At 46.2% G+C, this 15359-nt stretch carries 10 protein-coding genes and 14 tRNA genes; 8 read left to right on the top strand and 16 right to left on the bottom strand.

What is annotated here, in order from left to right; all coding sequences use genetic code 11:
• Window positions 1-332: 332 nt before the first annotated feature.
• The 15 genes from ACLIIY_RS16935 to orn form a co-directional block, all read right to left on the bottom strand.
• A tRNA-Met gene (locus tag ACLIIY_RS16935) sits at window positions 333-409 on the bottom strand.
• Between the two features lie 155 nt (window positions 410-564).
• Window positions 565-640: transfer RNA gene (locus ACLIIY_RS16930), tRNA-Gly, on the bottom strand.
• A 34-nt stretch (window positions 641-674) separates the two neighbouring features.
• Window positions 675-750, bottom strand: a tRNA-Gly gene (locus ACLIIY_RS16925).
• A 50-nt stretch (window positions 751-800) separates the two neighbouring features.
• Window positions 801-876 (bottom strand) — tRNA-Gly (locus ACLIIY_RS16920).
• Window positions 877-979: 103 nt separating this feature from the next.
• Window positions 980-1056: transfer RNA gene (locus tag ACLIIY_RS16915), tRNA-Met, on the bottom strand.
• 39 nt (window positions 1057-1095) lie between these two features.
• Window positions 1096-1171 (bottom strand) — tRNA-Gly (locus ACLIIY_RS16910).
• Between the two features lie 18 nt (window positions 1172-1189).
• A tRNA-Met gene (locus tag ACLIIY_RS16905) sits at window positions 1190-1266 on the bottom strand.
• Between the two features lie 39 nt (window positions 1267-1305).
• Window positions 1306-1381: transfer RNA gene (locus ACLIIY_RS16900), tRNA-Gly, on the bottom strand.
• A 2-nt stretch (window positions 1382-1383) separates the two neighbouring features.
• Window positions 1384-1460, bottom strand: a tRNA-Met gene (locus ACLIIY_RS16895).
• Window positions 1461-1499: 39 nt separating this feature from the next.
• A tRNA-Gly gene (locus ACLIIY_RS16890) sits at window positions 1500-1575 on the bottom strand.
• Window positions 1576-1593: 18 nt separating this feature from the next.
• A tRNA-Met gene (locus tag ACLIIY_RS16885) sits at window positions 1594-1670 on the bottom strand.
• A 42-nt stretch (window positions 1671-1712) separates the two neighbouring features.
• A tRNA-Gly gene (locus ACLIIY_RS16880) sits at window positions 1713-1788 on the bottom strand.
• An 18-nt stretch (window positions 1789-1806) separates the two neighbouring features.
• Window positions 1807-1883 (bottom strand) — tRNA-Met (locus ACLIIY_RS16875).
• A gap of 43 nt (window positions 1884-1926) precedes the next feature.
• Window positions 1927-2002, bottom strand: a tRNA-Gly gene (locus ACLIIY_RS16870).
• Window positions 2003-2158: 156 nt separating this feature from the next.
• Window positions 2159-2704: an oligoribonuclease gene (gene orn, locus ACLIIY_RS16865; RefSeq protein ID WP_005443758.1), complete on the bottom strand. Its 546-nt coding sequence runs from the start codon at window positions 2702-2704 to the stop codon at window positions 2159-2161.
• A gap of 128 nt (window positions 2705-2832) precedes the next feature.
• On the opposite strand from orn, the gene rsgA reads away from it, so the two are divergent.
• From rsgA to ACLIIY_RS16835, 6 genes are all read left to right on the top strand, one after another.
• Window positions 2833-3897 (top strand): small ribosomal subunit biogenesis GTPase RsgA, encoded by a 1065-nt coding sequence (gene rsgA, locus ACLIIY_RS16860; protein ID WP_078608083.1) that lies wholly within the window; start codon window positions 2833-2835, stop codon window positions 3895-3897.
• A gap of 116 nt (window positions 3898-4013) precedes the next feature.
• Complete coding sequence (gene asd / locus ACLIIY_RS16855) at window positions 4014-4871, top strand: archaetidylserine decarboxylase (protein ID WP_005443754.1); 858 nt, start codon at window positions 4014-4016, stop codon at window positions 4869-4871.
• Window positions 4872-5131: 260 nt separating this feature from the next.
• The gene (locus ACLIIY_RS16850) at window positions 5132-7186 is read left to right on the top strand and encodes a carboxypeptidase-like regulatory domain-containing protein (RefSeq protein WP_434527932.1); all 2055 of its coding nucleotides are present in this window, start codon (window positions 5132-5134) and stop codon (window positions 7184-7186) included.
• Window positions 7187-7359: 173 nt separating this feature from the next.
• Window positions 7360-8775 (top strand): SLC13 family permease, encoded by a 1416-nt coding sequence (locus tag ACLIIY_RS16845; protein WP_434527931.1) that lies wholly within the window; start codon window positions 7360-7362, stop codon window positions 8773-8775.
• A 286-nt stretch (window positions 8776-9061) separates the two neighbouring features.
• On the top strand, window positions 9062-10942 hold the full coding sequence (locus ACLIIY_RS16840; protein ID WP_041060860.1) for a methyl-accepting chemotaxis protein: 1881 nt from the start codon (window positions 9062-9064) through the stop codon (window positions 10940-10942).
• A gap of 123 nt (window positions 10943-11065) precedes the next feature.
• Window positions 11066-11953, top strand: a complete 888-nt coding sequence (locus ACLIIY_RS16835; protein ID WP_434527930.1) for a DMT family transporter — start codon at window positions 11066-11068, stop codon at window positions 11951-11953.
• Between the two features lie 119 nt (window positions 11954-12072).
• On the opposite strand, the gene gpmM is transcribed toward ACLIIY_RS16835, so the two are convergent.
• Window positions 12073-13605 carry a 2,3-bisphosphoglycerate-independent phosphoglycerate mutase gene (gene gpmM, locus ACLIIY_RS16830; RefSeq protein ID WP_005425047.1) on the bottom strand — a complete coding sequence of 511 codons (1533 nt, stop codon included), beginning with the start codon at window positions 13603-13605 and terminating at the stop codon, window positions 12073-12075.
• Between the two features lie 486 nt (window positions 13606-14091).
• On the opposite strand from gpmM, the gene ACLIIY_RS16825 reads away from it, so the two are divergent.
• The gene (locus ACLIIY_RS16825; RefSeq protein ID WP_005425033.1) at window positions 14092-14526 is read left to right on the top strand and encodes a rhodanese-like domain-containing protein; all 435 of its coding nucleotides are present in this window, start codon (window positions 14092-14094) and stop codon (window positions 14524-14526) included.
• Between the two features lie 201 nt (window positions 14527-14727).
• On the top strand, window positions 14728-15192 hold the full coding sequence (gene secB, locus ACLIIY_RS16820; protein ID WP_005440506.1) for a protein-export chaperone SecB: 465 nt from the start codon (window positions 14728-14730) through the stop codon (window positions 15190-15192).
• Window positions 15193-15359 lie beyond the last annotated feature (167 nt).

Here is a 15359-nt window from a genome sequence, read left to right as displayed (position 1 = left end):
GCAATAAAATCAACTTTCCCCATAAATAACATACACTTATGCCGCAAAGGGAAGTTTTTATTGTTGTCGAATAAAGAAAAGATCTTTCTTTGCAGCCCTTTAAACCCAAGCTGAAAACACTTTATCAACCAACTTATCCACAGAATGATGTATGTGGATAACTCTGTTAATTAAAGGGCAGAAAGCACTCCGAACACCAGATAATTCGTTGCTCAGACAAGTCGTCTCATGTTTAAAACACAAACGAAATCGTCCGGCATCGACTGATGCGGATTAAAATATGATTTTCAGGGGTTCATGCTTCGCAGCATTATGAAAAGAGCGATGTGAATTGGTTGCGGGAGCCGGATTTGAACCAACGACCTTCGGGTTATGAGCCCGACGAGCTACCAAGCTGCTCCATCCCGCGTCCATGTATCACTGCTTTAAGCAGTAATAAGAATTGGAACGACACACGAAGTTCCCTATCCATAACAGAAAGGCGTAACCTCAACCTTGGTAAGTTTGCTCTGTAAACGAGCGAGTGTCGCAATTCACTGTTAAGCACAATGAAAGCTATCAAATTGGAGCGACACACGAGGTTCGAACTCGTGACCTCAACCTTGGCAAGGTTGCGCTCTACCAACTGAGCTAGTGTCGCATGTCACTGTTAAGCACAATGAGGACTATAAAATTGGAGCGACACACGAGGTTCGAACTCGTGACCTCAACCTTGGCAAGGTTGCGCTCTACCAACTGAGCTAGTGTCGCATATCACTGTTAAGCACAATGAGGGCTATCGCTTTCTACCTTGAGAAAAGTGGAGCGACACACGAGGTTCGAACTCGTGACCTCAACCTTGGCAAGGTTGCGCTCTACCAACTGAGCTAGTGTCGCATATTCTCAAAGAGAATTGGTTGCGGAGCCGGGATTTGATCCGGGCGGCGCATCCGTCGACGGTCTGAGGGTTATGTAAATAACGATCAAACTGTCTTGAATTTGGTTGCGGGAGCCGGATTTGAACCGACGACCTTCGGGTTATGAGCCCGACGAGCTACCAAGCTGCTCCATCCCGCGTCCGTATTTCATTGTTAAGCACAATGAGAGCTATCAAATTGGAGCGACACACGAGGTTCGAACTCGTGACCTCAACCTTGGCAAGGTTGCGCTCTACCAACTGAGCTAGTGTCGCATATTCTCGAAAGAGAATTGGTTGCGGGAGCCGGATTTGAACCGACGACCTTCGGGTTATGAGCCCGACGAGCTACCAGGCTGCTCCATCCCGCGTCCGTATTTCATTGTTAAGCACAATGAGAGCTATCAAATTGGAGCGACACACGAGGTTCGAACTCGTGACCTCAACCTTGGCAAGGTTGCGCTCTACCAACTGAGCTAGTGTCGCATTGGTTGCGGGAGCCGGATTTGAACCGACGACCTTCGGGTTATGAGCCCGACGAGCTACCAAGCTGCTCCATCCCGCGTCCGTATTTCATTGTTAAGCACAATGAGAGCTATCAAATTGGAGCGACACACGAGGTTCGAACTCGTGACCTCAACCTTGGCAAGGTTGCGCTCTACCAACTGAGCTAGTGTCGCATATTCTCAAAAGAGAATTGGTTGCGGGGGCCGGATTTGAACCGACGACCTTCGGGTTATGAGCCCGACGAGCTACCAAGCTGCTCCACCCCGCGTCCGTATTTCACCATTTGAGGCATGATGAACGCCTTTTAATTTGGAGCGACACACGAGGTTCGAACTCGTGACCTCAACCTTGGCAAGGTTGCGCTCTACCAACTGAGCTAGTGTCGCATATTCTCAAAAGAGAATTGGTTGCGGGAGCCGGATTTGAACCGACGACCTTCGGGTTATGAGCCCGACGAGCTACCAAGCTGCTCCATCCCGCGTCCATAGTTCACCATTTAAGGCATGATGAAAGGCCTTTTAATTTGGAGCGACACACGAGGTTCGAACTCGTGACCTCAACCTTGGCAAGGTTGCGCTCTACCAACTGAGCTAGTGTCGCATCAACAACGTTTCCGTCGTTCAGGGCTGCGAATTATAAGAGCATTTTTTTGTGATGCAAGTCCTTCGTTCAAAAAAACTTTATTTTTTTACCAACAGATGAAAAAGCAAGCAAAACGCTCATTAATTACAACAATTTGGATCGCAGCCTTAACAGTTAGATCTTAAAGATCGTTTCGCGGTAGTACTTTAGCTCAGCAATCGACTCACGGATATCATCCAATGCCAGATGCGTGCCCTGCTTCGAAAAACCGTCTAACACTTCTGGTTTCCAGCGGCGAGTCAGCTCTTTTAGCGTACTCACGTCCAAATAGCGGTAGTGGAAGTATTCTTCCAACTCAGGCATATGTTTGTACAAGAAACGACGGTCTTGACCAATGCTGTTACCACAAATTGGAGAAACGCCCTTTGGTACCCATTTTTCGAGAAACTCAATGGTCTGCGCAACAGCATCTTGCTCTGAAATCTGGCTGTTTTGAACACGCTCAACCAAACCACTTGCCGTATGTGTATTGGTACACCAGTCGTCCATCTTAGCCAATTCTTCTTCTGGCTGATGGACAGCAAGAACAGGACCTTCAGCCAAAATATTCAATTCACTATCCGTGACGATAGAAGCAATTTCGATGATTTTATGCGTTTCAGGATCGAGTCCTGTCATCTCTAAATCCACCCAAATCAGGTTTTGATCGCTAAAGGACATGATTACGCCGCCTATTTGTTTATCGATAAAAGAGGTACTATACCTGAAAATACTTGAAACACGATACTCACTCGATTGACGAAGATTCCGTTTAATCAACTGAGTTAACTCACATTAAGTACAAGATTGTGGCAAAAAAGAAAAAGTTAACCAAAGGTCAGGTGCGCCGCGTACGCAGCAACCAACAAAAACGCCTAAAGAAGCAAGAAGAGTCCATCCAGTGGGATGAGAACATGCTAGGCGCAAGTAAACAGGGTCTCGTTATCACTCGTTTCGGTCAGCACGCTGACATCGAAGATTTAGAAACTGGTGAAGTGCAGCGCTGTAACCTTCGTCGTGGTATCGAATCACTGGTATCAGGCGATCGCGTGCTATGGCGCGAAGGTCTTGAATCAATGGCTGGTATTTCTGGTGTTGTTGAAGCCGTTGAACCTAGAACATCCATGCTGACTCGCCCTGACTACTATGATGGTTTGAAACCCGTCGCCGCGAACATCGATCAAATGGTGATCGTTTCTTCGGTTTTGCCAGAGCTTTCACTCAACATCATCGACCGCTACTTAGTGGCGTCCGAAACACTGAACATTGCCCCGCTGTTGGTACTCAACAAAATCGACTTGCTTGCTGAAGAAGATCGAGCAATGTACGAAGAGTGGCTAGAAGAATACAAACGTATTGGCTACAAAGTATTGTTTGTAAGTAAGCAGTCAGGCGAGGGCATTGCAGAACTTGAAGAGCAGCTACGCGACCGTATCAACATCTTCGTTGGGCAATCTGGTGTAGGTAAATCAAGTCTAGTGAACGCGTTAATGCCAGAACTTGAGCAAGAAGTTGAAGAAGGCGAGATCTCTGAGAACTCAGGCTTGGGTCAACACACCACTACAGCTGCTCGCTTGTACCACATCCCTACTGGCGGCGATCTGATTGACTCTCCAGGGGTACGTGAGTTTGGCCTGTGGCACTTAGAAGCAGAAGAAGTGACCAAAGCGTTCGTTGAATTCCGTCCTTATCTTGGTGGGTGTAAGTTCCGCGACTGTAAGCACAACGACGATCCTGGCTGTATCTTGCGAGAAGCCGTGGAAAAAGGCGAAGTCAGTGAAGTCCGTTTTGAAAACTACCATCGCATCCTAGAAAGCATGAGTGAAAACAAAGCAAACCGTCAGTACTCACGCAGCAAGAAAGCGGATCTGTAGCTGAGTTAAGACTGCAACTGTGTAAGAAATCATCACCTAATACTGACAAGCAGATTAAATTTCAGTAACATCACGCGCCCTAAAGCGAGAATCAAACAGAAGTATCGGAATTAAAGATGGACAAGATTAAAGTTGGACTGCAGTACTGGATCCCACAACATGGGTTAACACGCCTAGTGGGCAAACTGGCTTCAGCAGAGGCTGGCGGTCTAACAACAGCAATCATTCGCTGGTTTATCAAGCAATACAACGTGAACATGGATGAGGCGAAGCACTCCGATCCTAAACACTTCAAAACCTTCAATGAGTTCTTTGTACGTGAGCTAAAGGAAGGCGCACGCCCAATTGCTGAAGGCGATGCGGTGATTACTCACCCTGCGGACGCGTGCGTAAGCCAATTCGGTCCAATTGAAGACGGCCAGCTTATCCAAGCCAAAGGTCATAACTTCTCAGCACAAGAACTACTTGGCGGCGACGCAAAACTAGCGGAAGAGTTCCAAGACGGTTCTTTCGCAACCTTGTACCTATCACCTCGTGATTACCACCGTGTGCACATGCCATGTGACGGTACACTGCGTCAGATGATTTACGTACCTGGTGACCTATTCTCGGTAAACCCACTAACTGCCGAGAACGTGCCAAACCTATTCGCACGTAACGAACGCGTGGTATGTATCTTTGATACTGAGTTTGGTCCAATGGCACAAGTACTGGTTGGTGCAACCATCGTAGGTAGCATCGAGCAAGTATGGGCTGGCACTATCACGCCACCACGTGGAAACTCGGTTTACAAATGGGATTACCCTGCAGAAGGCGATAAAGCAGTTATCTTGAAGAAAGGCGAAGAAATGGGTCGCTTCAAGCTTGGCTCAACCGTTATCAACCTGTTCGCAAAAGATGCTATCGCATTCGATGAAAGCATGGAAAATGGCAAGCCAACCGTAATGGGTACTCCTTACGCCCACCAGCAGTAAGCTTTTCCGCTCAAACTGATTTTAAAGCCTCCGCTCGCGGGGGCTTTTTTGTATCTTAAACCCCATCCCTATCCAAATGTACACAATAACAACGTTACAAAAAAGTTAAGATCGAAGATCAAATAATCAACAAACTAAGTATTCATACGGTTGATATAAACCAAATTGCTTTTTAGAGTGGTTGCTCTTTTGCTTGGGAAATCAAGCATCAATGGAGCAAAAGCTTCAGACAAGGAAGACACACTAACAAGGAATATAAAATGCGATTAACCAAAGTTGGCTTAGCAGTGCTCACTGCTCTTTTGGCTAGCGGCTGTAGCGATGACGACTCGACGTCTTCGGCCTCCACCCCCGCGAAACTTAACTTCTCCATTCAAGGCATTGCAACCGATGCTCCTATCGCTAATGCGCTTATAACAGCAAAAATTGGCGATAGAACCGTTACAACGACGGCAAATGAGACAGGAAACTACTCATTAGATTTCGAATATGACGAAGGCTCGCTGGCGGGGACTGAGATGGTTGAAGTAACAGCGAAAGGTGAAGGTCAACAATCACACATCGAACTCATCGGTCAACTGGGCTCTTTTAACATGTTATTAGAGCAAGCAGGAGACGATAACACGCTGCAGCAAGAGGAATCATCCAGAACAGCTATTACCCAAATTAGCACTGCGATGCACTTTTTAAGTCAGCAATCAGGACAAGAGCTTTCCAATGACGAAGCTTTAGTGGCTGCAGAATCGCAAGTCGATGTTGAGGAACTACTGGAAATAAGTGCCATCATCAAAGTTCTGGCTGACAACCCAGATTATACGCCAGAGGAAGAAAGCAGTATTCTGGATATTCTGAGTTCATCAGAAGAAGGGGTCGAAAAGGCGCTTGAAGAGTACTTCGCTAACAATCAACTTTTGGATGAATCAGGTGAGCTTATTCCTGAGTTTTCTAAAGCTATTGAAGAAGCAAAACAACAAACTATCGATGATCCTCTCGTGACTCCAAGCTTTGATGCTGTTGGTCTTGAAGGCACTTACCTTCTGCACAGTTCAGTCGCCAATGGATGGGTTGCGGGGTATGGTGAGGTCATTCGCATTGATGAAGAGAACCAAGCCTGGCTAAGTGATTCTCAGACACCTTATCAACTCTCGTCAGACAAGGATTCGCACTGGAACCTAACTCCAACAGGAAAGCTCTACATATCTACCTTGAACAGCTCTGAAAGCGTTAGCTTTATGTCTGGAGAAGACATCGTTCAACTGTTCGGAGATGAAGTGAAAGAGGTGTTACCAAGTCTCGATACATGGCTGGAGGTGAAGCAAACACTAAGAGGCATCACTCTAACCAAGTTAACTAAAGGCACTGAAAGTAAAGTCGCGACGACATTCACTTACCAACACATTCTTGATGTTCCGGGTTCAGCATTGTTAACTGCCACCACCGAGGTGAATTCAACCGCAGTGTTGAGTAAAACCAATAACGAAAATGAGATTTGGAAAGAAGCCCCTAGTGGCACATGGGCACTGCCTATCATTGCTGACATCAAAGGAGTCTACGATGAACAGGCACAAGATTACCTAATTCACCAACAAGTAACGTTAGAAGAGAACTCAACTGTTTTAGATTCAGACGGAGACAATCTAGGAACGTGGCACTTTGAGTCGGGTGAGCTATCGATAAAAGCTTCTGAAGGTTGGGAAGTAACATACTTACCACATCGCTCTGAGGAGGGTTTAATTAGTGCGTTGGTCACGGTAAGTGTCGACAGTAAAGAGCAAAGCACCATCAATTGGTTAGCGCCTTTCTCTCAAGAAGAAAGCACTCTTAAAGATGATTTTCTCCAAGAAATGCCTTATGTACTCGGCGCTTGGGTTAACAGTTGGAAGGCCAGCGAGAGTAATGCAGGGCTGCCGGATATCAATACCGTTTATGGTTATACATTTACACAAAGTGGCCAAGCATCCTGGACCTGGACAAGTTATGACGAAGAAGATAACCCGTACTTCATGACGGAATACACTAGCTTCCAACAATGGGTATCACCTGAAGAGCATCAATACGTTCTTAAAGGTACCAGTGACATGTATGGCTACATGAGAGAGCGAGAACGCACATGGACGACTATCAGTACTCTAGAAAATGGACGCCACCTTGTTCTGGAGCAGTCAAGCATGCGCCAAGGTTACACCGATGATCAAGAAAGCTTTGAGGAAGGTTACTGGATTTTCCCTCGCATCAATGTACTAAAGCCTATTGATCTCTCTACCTATGCAGAGGCTTATCAGCGAAGTAAAGATAAGGGATCTATCCTCGAGTAGATTTTCCTCTTCCCCTAGCCTCCGACGTTATTAATCTTCGGAGGCTTTTTTGACAAAAAGCAAAACTCTGTTCGAAATTTCGCCTCTCTTTTTCAAACTCGTACTTGCCTCTAAGTACCTAAAAGCGCAATCAATTATTCTGCGTTGAGGGATGATTATAAAAGGGGCTGCCAATGCCAAAGATGAGTGCGAACACACTGGTCAAGTTACTGGTGTGTTTTTTGATTCCACTCGGTGTCTTAATGATGCCGATAGATGCCATTCCAATTGACGATCTCACTTTAATTCAGCATCGTCTTCTGGCTATTTTCCTTCTTGCTGCACTACTTTGGGTTTTAGAACCGGTTCCCGTCTTCGCTACTTCGATTCTTATCATCGCACTTGAATTGATCATGATATCGGACAAGGGATTACACCTATTTCGCAATCCACCAGCGGGACATGATTTGGGTGAGTTGATTGCTTACACCGATATTTTCTCCGCCTTCTCCTCTCCCATCATCATCCTTTTCATGGGTGGCTTCGCACTCGCTATTGCTGCCTCTAAATACGAGCTTGATAACAACCTTGCTCGTGTGCTGCTCAAACCGTTTGGCACTCAACCTAAGTTCATCATGTTAGGCTTAATGCTGATCACCGCCGTGTTCTCGATGTTTATGTCGAACACTGCGACGACCGTGATGATGCTAGCTCTCCTTGGCCCCATTGTTGCTTCAGCACCAAAAGGAGACTTGGGGATCAAAGCGCTGGTTTTGTGTATTCCTATTGCCGCTAATACGGGTGGTATCGCAACGCCAATCGGTACACCACCCAACGCGATTGCCTTGCAATATTTAACCGGAGAAAACAGCATCGATTTCCTATCTTGGATGATGATGGGCTTGCCTTTTGTCTTAGTGCAACTGACGCTGGCTTGGTTCTTATTGCAAAAGCTCTTCCCTTCTAGCGAACCAGAAATGAAGCTGCGTCTGGATGGTAAGTTCAAGAAGAGCTGGCGTGCGATCGTTGTTTACGTCACCTTCGCCATGACCATTCTGCTGTGGATGACAACCAAAGTGCATGGTATGAATACCTATGTCGTCGCCATCATTCCACTCGCTGTGTTCACGCTAACAGGTATCATGGGTAAAGAAGAGCTCAAGCTTATCAACTGGGATGTGCTGTGGCTGGTAGCCGGTGGTATCGCCATTGGTATTGCACTAGATAAAACTGGCTTGGCAGAAGCACTCGCTCATGCAATAGATTATGAGTCCCTCTCTCCATTTGCGGTCGTCGTTGCCCTATCGGTCGTGTGTTGGCTAATGGCAAACTTTATGTCCAACACCGCCACCGCGAACTTATTGATGCCGATTGCAGCAGCGATTGGGGCTTCTATGCCGAGCCTGGTTGCTATCGGTGGCTTGCAGGGTTTGTTGGTTGTGGTCGCCTTCTCGGCATCGCTCGGTATGATTTTGCCAGTCTCTACACCACCTAACTCACTCGCTTACTCAACAGGATTAATTGAAAGCAAAGACATGGCAAAAGTCGGTTTGATTATCGGCTTGGTTGGCCTGTTCATCGTCTATGGCGCTGTGATTATCTTGTTCTAACACGCTAACTTCGGGGTGGTTCACGCCACCCCAGACTCTTTCCTTCCAGCACTTTCAACCCATAGCGATATTTACGAAATCTATATCGATTTTCGAATCCAGAAAAATCACTTTTATAATCAACATATTGAATAAAAATCACGCTATTTATCTCAAGTTTCTACGTAAAACGTCGATAAATTAGCTACAGCCTTTCATGTAACTTTCAGTGCTTGAATCGTCTCACACCCTTTGAAGTCACGGCTCGTGACATTGATCTTTTTGTCTGTTTTATGAAGGTAAGGCAATGAGAAATACCATCAAACTTAAAATACAGATTGCGATTGCAGTCATTATCGCCATTGTTAGTGGCGTTCAAGCTTGGGTTTCCGTCAATCAACTGCGCGAAGAAACCACTTCTACCCTTAATCGAGAAATTCAAAACATCTCTCAATCGACCAACCGTTACATCAGCGATTGGCTAGCGATTCGCAGCGACATGATGCTCGCGAATGAAAACATCATCGCTGGCACTGATAACGCCGATCGCGAGATGCTACTGACCAAGCGAGCTGGTAAGTTTTTATCGGTCTACGCTGGCTTCTCTGACGGCTCAATTGCCTACGGTGATAAGTCTGAATCTTGGCCTTCTGACTACGATCCTCGCACTCGCCCTTGGTACCAAGATGCAATGGCGAAATCGGGGTTGATCATCACAGAGCCATACCAAGATTTCGATGGCAGCATTGTGGTTAGCTTTGCTAAGGCATTCAATCAAGGTAAAAAAGGTGTACTTGCCGCTGACTTAGCAGTAACTGACATCATCAAAGAAGTCCTTAACATTCAGCTTGATAACGATGGTTTCGCGTTCCTAGTTGATGGCAACAATAACTTGGTGGCTTACAAAGATGAAAAGCTTAGCCAAAAACCGCTAACAGAACTCAACCCAGCCTTAACTCATAGCACGATGATGACGCTAGCTGGCGATGCGAAGCTAGACACCATTCAATGGCCGAGCCAAGGCGATAAGCTGATTTACGTGGCTAAAGTGCCTAACACCGATTGGTCTCTAGGTATTGTGCAAGACAAACAAATGGCATTTGCGTCTGTCTCTGAGCAAGTAACGTTTACCGCTATTGCTTCGATTGTGTTGTACCTGATTATTGCGGCAATCAGCACTTACATCATCACCCGCCTACTGCAGCCACTTCAAACACTGTCTGATGCGCTTTCAGAGTTATCACAGGGCGAAGGTGATCTTACTCAACGCATCAAGATCGAACGCATGGATGAGATTGGGGAACTTGCCACTCACGTGAACCAGTTCCTTGCTCAAATGCAGACCATGTTGAAGAGTATTGTTGAAAACAGTGAGCAACTTTCTGAGCAGGCTAATCAAGCAAATGAGCTTTCTGCGATGGCTGCAGGTCGTGTTGAACATCAGCAAAATGACGTCAACCAAATTGCCACAGCCATTCATGAGATGTCAGCGACAGCAGCAGAAGTAGCGAGCCACGCAGAACTAACTGCAAGCGCTTCACAAAACTCCGCATCTGCTTGTATGGAAGGACAAAACGTTATCCAGAAAAACCGTGAAGCGATTGTCGAACTGGCTGAACAAGTCAGTGATGCCGCCAGCGTGATTTCAGAGCTAGAAGCGAACACGCAAAGCATCAACCAGATCCTATCGACGATCCAAGGCATTGCCGAACAAACTAACTTGTTGGCACTCAACGCGGCAATTGAAGCAGCTCGTGCTGGTGAGCAAGGTCGCGGTTTTGCCGTGGTTGCAGATGAGGTACGTGTACTTAGCCAGCGCACCCATGGTTCAACGGAAGAAATCCGTACCATGATCGAAACGTTGCAAAACAACACCAAGCTGGCAGTCAATAGCATGCAAACCAGCACCAGTTTGGCAGATACTAGCGTGGATTATGCTCAGCAAGCACACGACAGCTTAACCAGCATTACTAACTCGATCACTGAGATCAACGACATGGCGATGCAAATCGCAAGCGCTGCAGAAGAGCAACGCGCGGTAAGCGAAGACATCAGCCGTAACACACAAGGCATTAAAGACGATGCCGACATGATTGCCGAACAATCGCTTAAGAGCAGTGAAGGCGCACGCCAGATGTACGATACCGCCAATACCATGCGTGAGAACATCAGTCGCTTTAAAGTGTAACCTTCTTCATCAAAAGCAGCTCAACGAGCTGCTTTTTTATTAGCGATAAGATGCTCTTTTACATCTCTATAAATTGATGCATATTAAAGCCTCTCCCCTGCTCTACAAGGATGTCTCGCAATCATGGGTTATGAATGGCTGGCGCTATGCGCTGCTTTCCTATGGGCTGTTTCTAGCTTAATTTCTGTTGTTCCCGCTCAGCACCTCGGGGCGTTTGCTTATAGCCGATGGCGTATGGGCTGCACCGCGATAATTCTTTCCACGATGGCGTGGATAACGGGTGGTTGGCTCAGTGTCTCGGCGGAACACATTACGCCGATGATGGCGTCCGGTTTGATTGGTATCTTTATTGGCGATACCGCGTTATTCGCTTGTTTGAACCGCATGGGGCCACGCCAAGCAGGCTTACTGTTTTCTTGTCATGCCGTCTTCTCTGCCATTTTAGGTTACTTTCTATTTAGCGAAAGCATGACGGGTATGGAGCTGATTGGAGCCGCATTAGTTTTTAGCGGTGTCGTCATGGCGATTTTCTACGGCCGACGCGGACAAGCCAGTAACACGCTAGAGGAAATCAAAGGCAACGTTTGGATTGGCGTCGGGCTCGGTTTAACCGCCGCTATGTGTCAGGCTCTGGGTGGCATCATCGCTAAACCTGTCATGCAAACCACTGTTGACCCTGTCGCCGCCTCTGCCATTCGTATGATCAGTGCTTTCGTCGCACATTGTGCACTTTGGTTAATTGGCGCCAAAGTCGCTCGCGCGACTCAAACCATCACATGGAAAGTCTTTGGCATTACCGCATTAAACGGCTTTTTGGCTATGGCGGTGGGTATGACATTGATTCTTTACGCCCTGCGTGAGGGTAACGTGGGAATGGTAGCGCTGCTTTCTTCAACAACACCTATCATGTTGTTGCCATTGTTGTGGATTTACACCAAGAAACGCCCAAATCGATTTGCTTGGTTAGGCGCTGCACTAGCGGTTATTGGTACGGGCATCCTAGTGCAATAATTCAGGTTCAATTAGGGTCTATTGACCTTAATAACTCTTCGCCTTACCCAACACAGGATCGCAGACACAAAAAAGCCCGAGTCAAACTCGGGCTTTTATCATTCTGAATCGTCAGTTAATTACTTAACTAGCACTTCACCAGACATTTCCGCAGGGATTTCTAGACCTGCTAGAGAAAGCATTGTTGGCGCAAGGTCAGACAGTTTACCGCCTTCTTTGAACTCAACCGCTTTGTCACCTACGTAGATTAGAGGTACTGGTAGGTTAGTGTGAGCAGTGTGGATGCCGCCAGTTTCTGGGTCGATCATCATCTCTGCGTTACCGTGGTCCGCAGTGATCAGTAGCTGACCACCCACTTCTTTGATTGCTTCAACCACTTTACCAACGCTTTCGTCTAGTGCTTCGATAGCTTGCTCAGCCGCTTCGTAAACACCAGTGTGACCAACCATATCTGCGTTCGGGTAGTTACAGATGATAGTGTCGTACTTACCAGACTTGATAGCCGCAACCATCTTCTCTGTTAGCTCTGGAGAGCTCATTTCGGGCTGCATGTCGTAAGTTGCTACTTTTGGAGAAGCAACAAGTTGACGCTCTTCGCCTTCGAATTCGTTCTCAATACCACCGTTAAAGAAGAACGTTACGTGCGCGTATTTCTCTGTTTCAGAGATACGTAGCTGAGTTTGACCTTGCTTAGATAGCCACTCACCGTAAGTGTTTTCTAGAGACGCAGGTGGGAATGCGATAGCTAGAGGGATATCAGCTGCGTATTGAGTCAGCATCACGAAGTTGATTGCTGGGAATACAGCGCGCTCGAAGCCGTCAAATGCAGGAACGAATGCACGAGTGATTTGACGTGCACGGTCAGCACGGTAGTTCATGAAGATAACCGCATCGCCATCTTGCATGATTGCGTCTTCTTGACCTTCTGCTTTGATAGCTGTTGCTTTAACGAATTCGTCGTTTTCTTCACGAGCGTAAGCCGCTTCTAGACCTGCAACTGCCGTTTCTGCTGTGAACTCAGCTTTAGCTTGAGTTAGAAGATCGTAAGCAACTTGAACGCGATCCCAGTTGTTGTCACGGTCCATTGCGTAGTAACGACCCACTAGAGAAGCAACGCGACCTTTACCTAGTTTCGCAAATAGGTCTTGGAAACGTTGTAGTGAGTTTTCAGCACTACGTGGTGGCGTGTCACGGCCGTCTAGGAAGCAGTGTAGGTAGATTTTCTCAGCGCCACGAGCTGCTGCCATTTCAACCGCTGCGTAGATGTGATCTTCATGGGAGTGAACACCACCAGGAGACATAAGACCCATGATGTGTACTGCTTTCTCAGCTTTTACTGCAGAGTCGATAGCTTCAACTAGTGCTGCTGTTTCAGCGAATTCACCGTCAGCGATAGACTTAGTGATACGAGTTAGATCTTGGTATACAACGCGACCTGCACCGATGTTGGTGTGACCAACTTCTGAGTTACCCATTTGACCGTCAGGTAGACCAACGTCCATGCCTGAAGCAGAGATTAGAGTGTTAGGGTTGTTCGCAATTAGTGCATCCATTACTGGTGTTTTAGCATTTGCAATTGCGTTACTTGCTGTGTCTTCACGGTAACCGTAACCGTCAAGGATAACTAGAGCCAATGGCTTCTTAGCAGACATAGTGATGACCTCATCAAATTTAAGTAACTTTCGGTGTAGAGCTTCGCTGCTCTATCTAACCTTGAAACAAAACTAGCGTAATTTTACTACACTTTTTAACCAAAACTGTAGGTTAAGATCAAATAATGTTTGCGATTTATTGTTGCTATCTTACAAGTTAGCAAGCAATCCGACTCAGTCAGCAAACGTGTTCCACAAGCATAGTCACTTTCAAGACGCTTTGTACGACCACCGAAATACTTTGGTGAAAAACTTTTTGTTGTGACTCATTGTGCGCTTTTTCGACCAGAAGTGAAGTCAATTACGCCGATTGAATTGATAGGAGGAAGTGATAATAAGATTGCATGAATAGCGCATCAGAAAAGCCTTGGGGCAAGCGCGTAGATCTCAATTATTCGTTAGAAAATTTTAACCCTCTCGCCTAAGACGGCTAACCCCGCTATACTCCTGCTTTATTTTTCCGCCAACATTGCAAGAGCTCAAGACATGCAAGAGTACATTGATTTTTTCCAACAGAACATGATTCTATCTTTGGTTTGGGTAGGTCTTCTTGTCGCATTTATCATGAACCTCGTGAAATCAGCGACAGCCGCATACAAAGAGATTAACGTAAACCAATTGACTCACCTTATGAACCGTGAAAACGGCGTTGTGGTGGATATCCGCTCTAAAGATGAGTTCAAACAAGGTCATATCACCGACGCACTTCACATTTTGCCGTCTGATATCAAAGCAGGTAACTTTGGTAGCCTTGAAAACCGTAAATCAGACCCAATCATTGTGGTATGCAAAACGGGTCAAACCGCTCAAGAAAGTGCAAACCTACTAGCGAAAGCAGGCTTCGAAAACGTAAGCCTACTGAAAAACGGTTTGATTGCATGGAACGAAGCGAACCTTCCACTAGTACGTGGTAAGAAATAAGGTCGCGGTAAAACAATTTTGCCAGCCTCGTTTATATAAACTGAGCAAATAGAAAGCAGTTGAAGCACTAAGTTGTGATGCTTTGCACGTAATAAGCGCTTCATCTAGTCAAGGTAGATTTGCTCAGTTAGTCTCAGGACAAACCATATTTCTGGGTTTAGATAATCCTAGACCCAACAAATGTTTATTAAGGATTTAAAAATGGCTGAAGCAGCACCACAAGACGCACAACAAAACTTTGCAATTCAACGCATCTTCCTAAAAGACGTTTCTTTCGAAGCGCCTAACTCTCCAGTAATCTTCCAAAAAGAGTGGAACCCAGACGTTAAACTAGACCTAGACACTCAAAGCCGTGAGCTTGGTGAAGGTGTTTACGAAGTAATTCTACGTCTAACTGTTACTGTTAAGAACGAAGAAGAGACAGCGTTCCTATGTGAAGTTCAACAAGGTGGTATCTTCACTGCTGAGCAAATGGAAGCAGGTCAACTTGCACATTGCCTAGGCGCATTCTGCCCGAACATCCTATTCCCATACGCTCGTGAAACTATCTCAAGCCTAGTGGTTAAAGGTACGTTCCCTCAACTGAACCTAGCGCCAGTTAACTTCGACGCGCTATTCATGAACTACCTACAACAGCAAGCTCAACAAGGCGAAGCTGAAGCGTAATTCACGTTTTGTAAGTGACGTGTTGTCCTTCATAGAGAATGAGCACACGTCATATACCTGAAGAAAATGCACAAAGCGTCCTCTCAGTGATGCAATGTGCATTTTTTATTTCTGATAAAAGTTCCTAGTTCCTAACCCCTTGAGAGCGTAAACTCTAGCGATTATGA

This window comes from Vibrio sp. K4 (assembly GCF_051122595.1).
Classification (GTDB): domain Bacteria; phylum Pseudomonadota; class Gammaproteobacteria; order Enterobacterales; family Vibrionaceae; genus Vibrio; species Vibrio owensii.
This window is presented reverse-complemented; position numbering and strand designations above follow the sequence as displayed.

Excerpts from the sequence above, each read along its gene's own strand:
- orn (WP_005443758.1), bottom strand. The coding sequence starts at position 2,704 with ATGTCCTTTAGCGATCAAAACCTGATTTGGGTGGATTTAGAGATGACA.
- asd (WP_005443754.1), top strand. The coding sequence starts at position 4,014 with ATGGACAAGATTAAAGTTGGACTGCAGTACTGGATCCCACAACATGGG.
- ACLIIY_RS16850 (WP_434527932.1), top strand. The coding sequence starts at position 5,132 with ATGCGATTAACCAAAGTTGGCTTAGCAGTGCTCACTGCTCTTTTGGCT.
- ACLIIY_RS16845 (WP_434527931.1), top strand. The coding sequence starts at position 7,360 with ATGCCAAAGATGAGTGCGAACACACTGGTCAAGTTACTGGTGTGTTTT.
- ACLIIY_RS16840 (WP_041060860.1), top strand. The coding sequence starts at position 9,062 with ATGAGAAATACCATCAAACTTAAAATACAGATTGCGATTGCAGTCATT.
- ACLIIY_RS16835 (WP_434527930.1), top strand. The coding sequence starts at position 11,066 with ATGGGTTATGAATGGCTGGCGCTATGCGCTGCTTTCCTATGGGCTGTT.
- gpmM (WP_005425047.1), bottom strand. The coding sequence starts at position 13,605 with ATGTCTGCTAAGAAGCCATTGGCTCTAGTTATCCTTGACGGTTACGGT.
- ACLIIY_RS16825 (WP_005425033.1), top strand. The coding sequence starts at position 14,092 with ATGCAAGAGTACATTGATTTTTTCCAACAGAACATGATTCTATCTTTG.
- secB (WP_005440506.1), top strand. The coding sequence starts at position 14,728 with ATGGCTGAAGCAGCACCACAAGACGCACAACAAAACTTTGCAATTCAA.